Source organism: Allobaculum sp., assembly GCF_047010065.1.
Taxonomy (GTDB): domain Bacteria; phylum Bacillota_I; class Bacilli_A; order Erysipelotrichales; family Erysipelotrichaceae; genus Allobaculum; species Allobaculum fili.
Genome location: NZ_JBKXLD010000097.1, coordinates 1 through 8713 on the forward strand (window position 1 = coordinate 1; position 8713 = coordinate 8713).

7 protein-coding genes are annotated in these 8713 nt (G+C 50.0%); 2 read left to right on the forward strand and 5 right to left on the reverse strand.

What is annotated here, in order from left to right:
• Nucleotides 1–173 precede the first annotated feature (173 nt).
• From ACLUYS_RS08255 to ACLUYS_RS08275, 5 genes are all read right to left on the reverse strand, one after another.
• A complete protein-coding gene (locus ACLUYS_RS08255) occupies nt 174–1160 on the reverse strand; it encodes a C39 family peptidase (protein ID WP_412659575.1) in 987 nt (328 codons plus the stop codon).
• Nucleotides 1161–1269: 109 nt separating this feature from the next.
• Entirely contained in the window at nt 1270–2607 is a 1338-nt protein-coding gene (locus tag ACLUYS_RS08260; protein ID WP_412659576.1) for a CapA family protein, read from the reverse strand.
• A 307-nt stretch (nt 2608–2914) separates the two neighbouring features.
• Nucleotides 2915–3457 carry a DUF1643 domain-containing protein gene (locus tag ACLUYS_RS08265; protein WP_230266501.1) on the reverse strand — a complete coding sequence of 181 codons (543 nt, stop codon included), beginning with the start codon at nt 3455–3457 and terminating at the stop codon, nt 2915–2917.
• A gap of 305 nt (nt 3458–3762) precedes the next feature.
• A complete protein-coding gene (locus tag ACLUYS_RS08270; protein WP_230266500.1) occupies nt 3763–4287 on the reverse strand; it encodes an HdeD family acid-resistance protein in 525 nt (174 codons plus the stop codon).
• 762 nt (nt 4288–5049) lie between these two features.
• Nucleotides 5050–5409 carry a winged helix-turn-helix transcriptional regulator gene (locus tag ACLUYS_RS08275; RefSeq protein WP_230266499.1) on the reverse strand — a complete coding sequence of 120 codons (360 nt, stop codon included), beginning with the start codon at nt 5407–5409 and terminating at the stop codon, nt 5050–5052.
• Nucleotides 5410–5605: 196 nt separating this feature from the next.
• Between ACLUYS_RS08275 and lon the strand changes: the two genes are divergently transcribed.
• Nucleotides 5606–7894, forward strand: coding sequence for an endopeptidase La (gene lon, locus ACLUYS_RS08280; RefSeq protein ID WP_412659577.1), 2289 nt, complete (start codon nt 5606–5608; stop codon nt 7892–7894).
• Nucleotides 7895–8477: 583 nt separating this feature from the next.
• Nucleotides 8478–8711 carry a helix-turn-helix domain-containing protein gene (locus tag ACLUYS_RS08285; protein WP_230266497.1) on the forward strand — a complete coding sequence of 78 codons (234 nt, stop codon included), beginning with the start codon at nt 8478–8480 and terminating at the stop codon, nt 8709–8711.
• Nucleotides 8712–8713 lie beyond the last annotated feature (2 nt).

An 8713-nucleotide genomic window follows, 5' to 3' on the forward strand; every position in this document is an offset into this window, starting at 1 on the left:
TTATCCCAAGGAGGCGGTCGAGAAAATACCCGTCTTTTATTTGACGCTTACGTTTCGTCACACCGCATTTCAAAAAGAGAAACGGTCCCTGCAGGCCATGGCGATCACTCGCCCGGGCTCTGCAGAGACCGTTTTCGTTTATCTTTGTGCTGCCGCTCTGTCTTTCGTTGTGTCTACTCCGCTTTGGAATACGCCCAGATTGCCGCCGTTTCCGGAAGTACCTGGCTGTAATCCCAGAGGTGGGAAGAGCGTTCGATGGAATTGGGATCGTTGATTTTCAGCCGTCCGTTTTCGACGCCCGGTACGACCACAAAATGTCCAAACGTGGTAAACGTTCCGGGAAGCAGATGGAAAATCATGATTTTTCCCTGCGCCGCTGCGTCTTCAATGGAAGCCGAATCCACCGGAATGGATTCTACGTTCAGTCCATACTCGGCAGCCGCATCGGTAAAGAACGTGTACAGCGTGCCCTGACCGGGCGAATACTGACCGCTCGCATCCGCCCAGTCCGCAATTTTTCTTGGGGTCAGCGTCTCGTCCTGATTGAGATAGGAAGCGACCATCGACATCGTCGTCGGCGCGCAGCCGGCCGCATAAATCATGGAATCGCCATACGGCTGATAGCCCCAGCGCAGATCCCACTGTAAAAGGGCGGGAACCGTCTCAAGGCTTTCTTCAAGGGATGCCACAGGAGTCTGCAGGTTTTCCCGGTCTGGCCACTGGCTTACGAATTCATAGCGGTCATCATCGCGCAAATAGAAGGCGAGAATGTCTTCGTCGTATTCCTCAATATGACCCAGCAGATTTGCGGCATGGCGGGAAGGCAGGGACTCAGGATCCGATAGCGCCTGCGTTTTGAGCGCATCAAACGTTTCCTGAGAAATGGCTTCTGGCTTTTGAATCGCTTCAATTTCTTCCGCAGAAACCGCAGGGAGCTGCTGTTCGGTTTCCTGGTCCTGTCCAGAGAACGTTCTGGTCAGGGCATAAATTCCCCAGCCGCAAAGGCCGACAAGCACGCAGGCGGCCAGTACGAGAATCAGAATGCGATCCGTTCTGAGTTTTTTCTTCTTTTGTGTCTTTTTCGCTTTAGGTGCTCCGGCAGCTTTTGCAGGAGAAGGAGAAGCGTGCTTTTTAGCGGGAGTTGGTCGGGTTTCGGGCATAGCGGCTTTCTCACTTTCTAAGGGTTGTGCGTTTTAAATGGTTTGGATTTTCCTTTGATGGATTCATCAATAGCAGCAGGTTTGGCCTGCAGAGAGTGAAAAGCCGGGCTTATTGCCCGGAACTTTTCTGTTCGGAACTCCATGCAGGATCCGTATCGATGCAGATGGTATAGTCTTCAGTCGATTCGCCCATTACCGAGTGAACGTAGTCCGTAATCCAGGCTTTGGACATATCCAGACCTTTCTGAGTCGTGATGTAATGCGTTGCACCCTGCTCATCGGTGTAATCGTCGTAGACGGTAACACCAAATTCATCGGCAGCGTCGTTGATGAGGGTAACGGTCGGAATAAAGCGAACGTCTTCAAACGAAGCTTTCTGGGTTTCTGGATCGTAATTGAGCTGGAAACTGGCCATGCCGCCGACCATTCGGTCATTGGTATCCTGACCGGAAAGCAGGTTGCCCAGCGAATAGTAGACGAGGGTTTCCTGATTTTCGTCATGAATCATTTCCACAGGCTGAATCACATGGGGATGAGTTCCGATGACCGCTTCTACACCTTTGGAATGGAAGTAAGCCGCCAGCGTTTTCTGTTCTTCATTCGGAACGGTTTCGTATTCCGTTCCCCAGTGAACGGAAATAATCTGAACGTCGCTGGCTGCGTTGAGCGCGTCCAGCCGCGCATCAAGCAGATCGTAGTTAATGGAATAATCCGGATTCCGATAGGCGTCGATCAGCCAGCCGTCTGCCGGCCACGCGTTGGCGTTCTGACCGAAGGTAAATGTAGCCAGACCGACTTTGATCCCGTTAATTTCGCGTACAACCGGGGTGTCCGCGTTTTCCTGCGAATCGTGAATGCCGGTGACGCTGACATTGGGGACATGTTCTCTGGCGTAGGCGAGTTCATCCTTTACCGCCTGATCGCCCATGTCGAGGGTGTGGTTGGACGCAGCGGAAATCCAGTTGAAACCGGCTTTCGCCAGCGCGTCAAAGTATTCGCTTGGACCGTTAAACGCTGGATACCCGCTGAACCCGTAGGCGTCGCCGGCCAGAAGCGTCTCCAGATTGATGTAGTTGAGATTGCTTTTTTCCAGATACGGAACGAGCGCATCGTACTGTTTCAGGAATTGGCGGTTTCCGTATTTTTCTTCAAATGTGGTGTACAGACGATCGTGCAGAAGATTGTCCCCTGCGCCGGTAAACACGAGAGAATTTTTTGTGGTCGGCGCATGGTTTTCAAAAGGAAGAATGGCCCCGTTGACATCGGTACTTCGTGTTTCGCTCTGAAAAGAAGAAAAAATCAGACGTCCAAGCCCATATACGCCGGCACCAGCTGCGGCGATTACCAGAGCAAACGCAGCAATGAGAATCGCCAGACGGCCTTTATGAATTTTGCTTTTTTTCTTTTTCTTTCCCGGCTTGCGGGTCGTTTTTCTTGGATCTGCCATGCGTCTTTTTCTCCTGTCTGTACATTTTCTGTCTGCTCTTTCGTGCGGATTCATCAACAAAAAATGGATGCGCTGAAAAAATTATAAAGATCTCTGCTCTGGAATTCTATTCTCACTGTCTTACGGTGCGCTTACAGATTCCCGGTTCAAAGACGATCCCTCGACAGAACGGTCGGAATCGGTTCAGGCGCGCCGGAAACAGAAAACGGATGCCGCTTTGCGTTTGTGCGGCATCCGTTTTTCATGCGAAATATTTGGTGTTTTTAATTTGGTTTCTGAATCTGGTACTGGCGTTTAGAGCCTGATTTTAGAATGTGCGGTTCAGGAACGCCTGTGCATCAAAGGGCGCCCAGCCTTCTCCGTTTTCCAGATAGAGGCAATAGCGCGGAGTTCCGTCTTCATCGAGCGTTCCATAATGCATCCAGCTCATGCCGTACTGATCGGCGATCTTAAGAATGTTGGAGAGGCATTCCGGGAAATAGCTTCTCATTTTGTAGTGTGTGCCCCAGGCTGCCCAGATCCTGTGATTGGGATACTGCGAGAAAATGTCGGCGATAACTTTATCGTTTTCGGCGATCCACTGCGGATTGGCAACTTCGTCCAGTTCGTCAAGATGCGTTGCGCGCTGCGGATACAGGCAGAGAACAATCCAGCCGTCATAGCCGTACGCCTGAGCGATGTGACGGATGGTGCCAAGTGTCGGGGTCGTGCGTTCTGGCGTTCCGTGCGACGGGTTGATGCTCATTACAATCAGAGGGTTGTCCCCTTTTTCTCCAATGACATAACGGGCTGTATTGTCCGCATTTGTCTGATAAATGACTCGAGAAGGGTCCATCATGGCTTCTTCCATATTCGTGCTTCCTTTCTGCTTCGGCGTTCGAACAGATCGCGGCGGGAATTCTTTTTGAAACACCTTGAGTAAGAAGAAATTCTCTTCGATCCGCTTTTCCGGCTTTACATACCGGCTTGCCGAAGCCTGTAACTGATTCTGTCTTCAGACTAGCATTGGCCATTTTTTCTGCGGGCTGTGGTGCCCGAACTATAAAAAGGCAGCCGGTCTGCACATACCGGCTGCCCAAGAGAAAGGAGGAAACGCCTCAAACTACTGGAGAGGAGAAAATATAGAAAGGGGTAAAACGGGTATAACGAACGGAACTAGAAAGCCATGATGCCAAGCATCAGGTCGGATACGCCGTTGACTAACAGGTTGGTACCAATCAGAACGGTGATCAGAGTTCCGGAATCGTTCAAATTGAAAATCAGAATCAGACCGATGATCAGGTTGCAGATACCGAGAAGCAGAATGGACCACCAGCTGGAAATGCCGATGTTCTTAACAAATACGGCCTGATAAATCTTAAAGGCGCCGACAACCATGAAACCGATGGCGGCGATAACGCCTAACGCGATCGACGCTTCAAACAGATTGCAGCAAATCAGAATGCCAAGCAGAATCAGAACGCCGCCGGCAATGAGCGTAAAGGGAAGCTTGAAATTGACGGCCATGAAATAGGAAGCGATCAGAATGCATCCATACAGGATGGCCAGGAAACCGATCATGTAAATCATGGATCCAGCAAACATTCCCGGATAGGTGATGAGCATCATGCCCGCAAACATGTAAAGAATGGAAAGAATAATATAGAGCACGCGATACCATCCAAAAGAAGACTTGTTCATACGAAACTCCTTTCATCCCGGTCTGGCGAAATCTGGAAAAAGCGGTGTTCATCGGTGTCTGTCACGCTTTTCCATAATTCCGTTCTTTTATGGGATCTTTATACTTGGATTATATCGGCTTCTTTCTTTCACCCCCGGCGGAATGCCGGACTTTTTTCAATATGACAGCGGCTCGCGGGGTTTTCCCACCAGACTCCGGTGAACAAAAGAAATGATTTCAGTAAAGAATCCGATCGGATGTATACAGGCTTTATATCCGTTATCTATATTTTTTTGGAATTCTTGCCCGCGTGCAGATCCGAACAGTCACGGACCTTCCAAAGCACCTTCTGGCGAGTGCCCTTTTTCTGATTCTTCAGATTTCTTAATTTTTTCTCTTTCTATCAGGATTTCTGCGTCTGAGATTGTTCCGGTTCGTACAGCAGAGGGTTTGTGCTCATCGTATCCTCTATTCTGGCCCGGACTGTCCATCCCTCTGGATGCGCGCATGCCGTGAATCGACCTTTGGATTCACGGTTTTTCTATGAGCCGTCTGAAGGGAGTACCTTCCTTTTCCTTTTCCTCTGCCGTTCTGGATTTCTCGCTTTTTGAATTTTTTGTTTTTTGAGATTTCTGTCTCTCTGACCGGTCGCTTTTTTGAAATTTCAGCAGCCCGCTCCGTTCATCTTTCCATGAAAAAAAGACGTCCGTTCGAGACGTCCAGAGTATTCGACCCCTTTGGAATACAGGCAAGTTGAACAAATAGGAATGGCTGGGCAGGCTTTAGAGAAGATCGCACTCGTCCTCGGAATCCAGATCGCATTCCATCAGCTTCTGTCCCCAGTGGGAGAAAGAAAGAAGGACGGGAACGAGCTCGCGAGAAAGTTCGCTCAGAGAATAATCAACACGGGGCGGGATTTCGTTGTAGGCATTGCGTTCGATCAGGCCTTCCTCTTCCAGATCTTTCAGGGTATTGGAAAGCATGACGTTGGTTATGCCTAACGCCTGGCGAAGCTGACTGTAGCGCAGGGTTCCGTTGACACACAGAACGTAGATCACAGGGATTTTCCATTTTCCCTCCAGCGCCTTGCATGCCCGTTTCATCGAACATTCATCATCTTTATAAATAATCAGTTTCTGCATCGTGCACCCCTTTCGTGGGCTATCTTACCATGAACGGCGGCTCCTATGGTATACATAACTTTGTTAGTATGTTTTTTGATAGTATTTACATTTTCCGTACCAGTTATATATACTGTCTACTCATTAGAAAGTGAGGATTTACAAATTGAACGACAAAAGAACAGAATCACCTTTTCTGCGAGTTGCCGGCACGTTTATGCTGCCTGATACAATCCTCCGGCTGAAAAATCTGCCGCAAAACGAAATCGAACGACTCCTGCAGGAGCCCTTCGCAGTTTTCAGCGGTGAGGACGATCTCGCTCGACCGGGAAATGACAATCTCCGCGCGTACGGTCTGCTTTGCGAAGCGACCGGGATCGAAAAGGAAGAAGACGAAAACGTCCTGATGGTCAAGGCGCTCAAGCGTATCTGCATTGTTTCGCGCAGCGCAGACGGACCCCTCTGCGAGTGGACCGAAGCTCCGGCCATCGATGATCTTGACGACAAATCCAGGAAACAGATGGTTTCCTATATCAAAGAACTTGTTAAGGAAGTCTCCTCGGGCTTCCAGGGCGGAAGACATCTGGCCCGCCGGGTGAATGAATACTCTTCTCTCAACCAGCTGATCGCCTTCCTGTCCCAGTACATCAACATGTCGACGGCGGAATGCTACGGGCTGATCTGCATGGATTCCGATAAGGAACGCGCGCTTCGCTTCATCGACTATCTCCTTCGCCAGAAAGAGGAAATTACCCTCAACATGGAAATGAACGAGAAGCTGTCCAGAGAAGCGAGCGAGTTTTATCGCCGTCAGGCTCTGCTCCGTCAGCTGAACGCCATCCAGAGCGAGCTCGATGAAAGCGACGAAGCCGGCGAGACCTCTCCAGCTTCCGACTACAAATCCCGCATTGCCGCTTCCGGCATGTCCGAGGAAAACCAGAAGGCGCTTCTCGAAGATGCTGCGCGCCTGGAAAGCACCAACCCGCAGTCCGCAGAAGCCGAACTGCTCAAGAACTACCTCGAGTTTGCACTCTCTCTTCCCTGGAAAAAGGAAGAAATCTTCGAACCCGATCTGCAGAAAGCCCGCGAAATTCTCGATGAGCGTCATGCAGGCATGGAAAAAGTCAAACAGCGCATTATCGAGCACCTTGCGGTCATGAAACTGCGCAAGACCAACCGCGGCAGCGCCATTCTGCTCGTTGGTCCTCCCGGAACCGGCAAAACGTCTCTGGGAAAATCCATCGCCAAGGCGCTCCATCGTCCGTACACCCGTCTGTCCTTAGGCGGCATCCGTGACGAATCCGAAATCCGCGGTCATCGACGTACGTACGTCGGCGCCATGAGCGGCCGCGTGCTCAAGGCGATGAAAAACGCCAAAGCCACCAACCCGGTAATGATTCTCGACGAGCTCGACAAGATGATGGCCGGCGGCTTTGCGGGCGATCCTTCGGCAGCCATGCTGGAAGTACTCGACCCGGAACAGAACGACACCTTTACCGATCACTACCTGGATCTGCCTTACGATCTGAGCGATGTCATGTTCATTGCCACCGCCAACTCGCTCGACACGATCCCCGGACCGCTGCTCGACCGTATGGAAGTCATTTCCCTTTCGAGCTACACGCCTTCGGAAAAATTCGTGATTGCCAAAGACCATCTGCTTGGCGAAGTGATGGAAGAACACGGCATCGACGCGTCTCAGCTTCAGATTGAAGACGATGCGATCCGTGAAATCATCAATTCCTACACGATGGAAGCCGGATGCCGCGGTCTGAAAAAGCAGCTGGCGAAAATCTGCCGGGTCAAAGCGGTCGATCTGGTGGAAAACGCCGGACCGGTACGCGTAACGAAAGACGATCTGGCGGACATTTTCGGTCCGATCGCTGTCCGTCACGAAAAAGTGAAGGAAAGCAATCCAGTCGGCGTCGTTACGGGTCTGGCCTGGACGGCTGTAGGCGGCGAAGTGCTCTACATTGAAGCGGCTTCGATGCCCGGCAGCGGCCAGATGATCCTGACGGGTCAGCTGGGCGATGTCATGAAGGAATCGGCACGGATTTCCTATTCCGTACTGAAATCCCATCTGCCGCTCGATACGCTCGAATTTGCCAAACAGGATATCCATATCCACTTCCCGGCTGGCGCCACGCCAAAAGACGGACCGAGTGCCGGCATCACGATCATGACGGCTCTGGCTTCTCTGGCGTTAGGCAAACCGGTCGATTCCCACATCGCGATGACGGGCGAACTTTCGCTTTCCGGCGAAGTGCTTCCGATCGGCGGTCTGAAGGAAAAACTGTTCGGGGCCATGCGTGCAGGCATTCGCAAAGTGCTGATTCCGGCTGACAACGTACGCGACCTGGCTGAGGTGGACGAAGAAGTCAAAAACGCTCTGGAAATCATCCCGGTTTCCCGCGTGGAAGAAGTCCTCGCTCATACCCTTGGCGTGCACCTGCAGACACCAAAACTGCCGGCGCTCGCTGCCGTAAACGCCACCGTTTCGATCTAGGCACAGATTTAAGACTTGACAGAGGCATATTGTCTCTTTGAAGACCATCCGATTTTTGAAAACTGCAGTTTTTCAGGAAAAGGCGGCCTGTCCTGACGGGGATATCCCAATCTTTCTTAATTTCTGAAAAATATGAAAGCGCATGTGTTTCTGCGAATTTCGCAGGTTTCATGCGCTTTTTCATGGCTTTACGTTTATCTTTTTAGGATTGGTTTCCAATCGCATTTTGTTGATTTATCTACTCCATTGTTCATGAGAAAACTATATCTAAATAAATTATCTTTATCTTTGCGAAATTGATGACTCCTGTAATGACACTGCTATCTTTATACGGTTTTATCATTGGGATCGTATATTTTTTAAAGTTTCTACTGTAAATGCAAATGTTAATATTTATATCTTATTTTGTGTTTTCTTTCATCTTAATCAACTGATTCTTTCAGAAACAGGTTTAAAAGTTGGACTGGATGCTGTTTTTTTTGATTATTTCGAACATTTTTAAAAGGGATTCTTGGTTTTGTTTACAAAATAATCCAATCCCTCTAAGATTGCATTGTAACTCAATTGAAAGGAGACGAATGGAATGCTGAAAAATAACCTTGAGCTGGATATTAAAGTGAAGGCTGTACAGGCTCAGATGACGCAGGCCAAACTGGCCCAGGCGATTGGAATCACCCCTTCCTACGCCAACCGAATCATCAAAAACAACGAGAACCTGATCAACAAGACGTTCATCAAAATTCTTGAAACTCTTGGCTATGATATTCTACTGACCTACGTCAAACGCGACGATTCCGCTGACTCCACAACCGCCTGACC

Coding starts and splice junctions, on each gene's coding strand:
- ACLUYS_RS08260 (WP_412659576.1), bottom strand. CDS start 2,607: ATGGCAGATCCAAGAAAAACGACCCGCAAGCCGGGAAAGAAAAAGAAA.
- ACLUYS_RS08285 (WP_230266497.1), top strand. CDS start 8,478: ATGCTGAAAAATAACCTTGAGCTGGATATTAAAGTGAAGGCTGTACAG.
- ACLUYS_RS08255 (WP_412659575.1), bottom strand. CDS start 1,160: ATGCCCGAAACCCGACCAACTCCCGCTAAAAAGCACGCTTCTCCTTCT.
- ACLUYS_RS08270 (WP_230266500.1), bottom strand. CDS start 4,287: ATGAACAAGTCTTCTTTTGGATGGTATCGCGTGCTCTATATTATTCTT.
- ACLUYS_RS08275 (WP_230266499.1), bottom strand. CDS start 5,409: ATGCAGAAACTGATTATTTATAAAGATGATGAATGTTCGATGAAACGG.
- ACLUYS_RS08265 (WP_230266501.1), bottom strand. CDS start 3,457: ATGGAAGAAGCCATGATGGACCCTTCTCGAGTCATTTATCAGACAAAT.
- lon (WP_412659577.1), top strand. CDS start 5,606: ATGCTGCCTGATACAATCCTCCGGCTGAAAAATCTGCCGCAAAACGAA.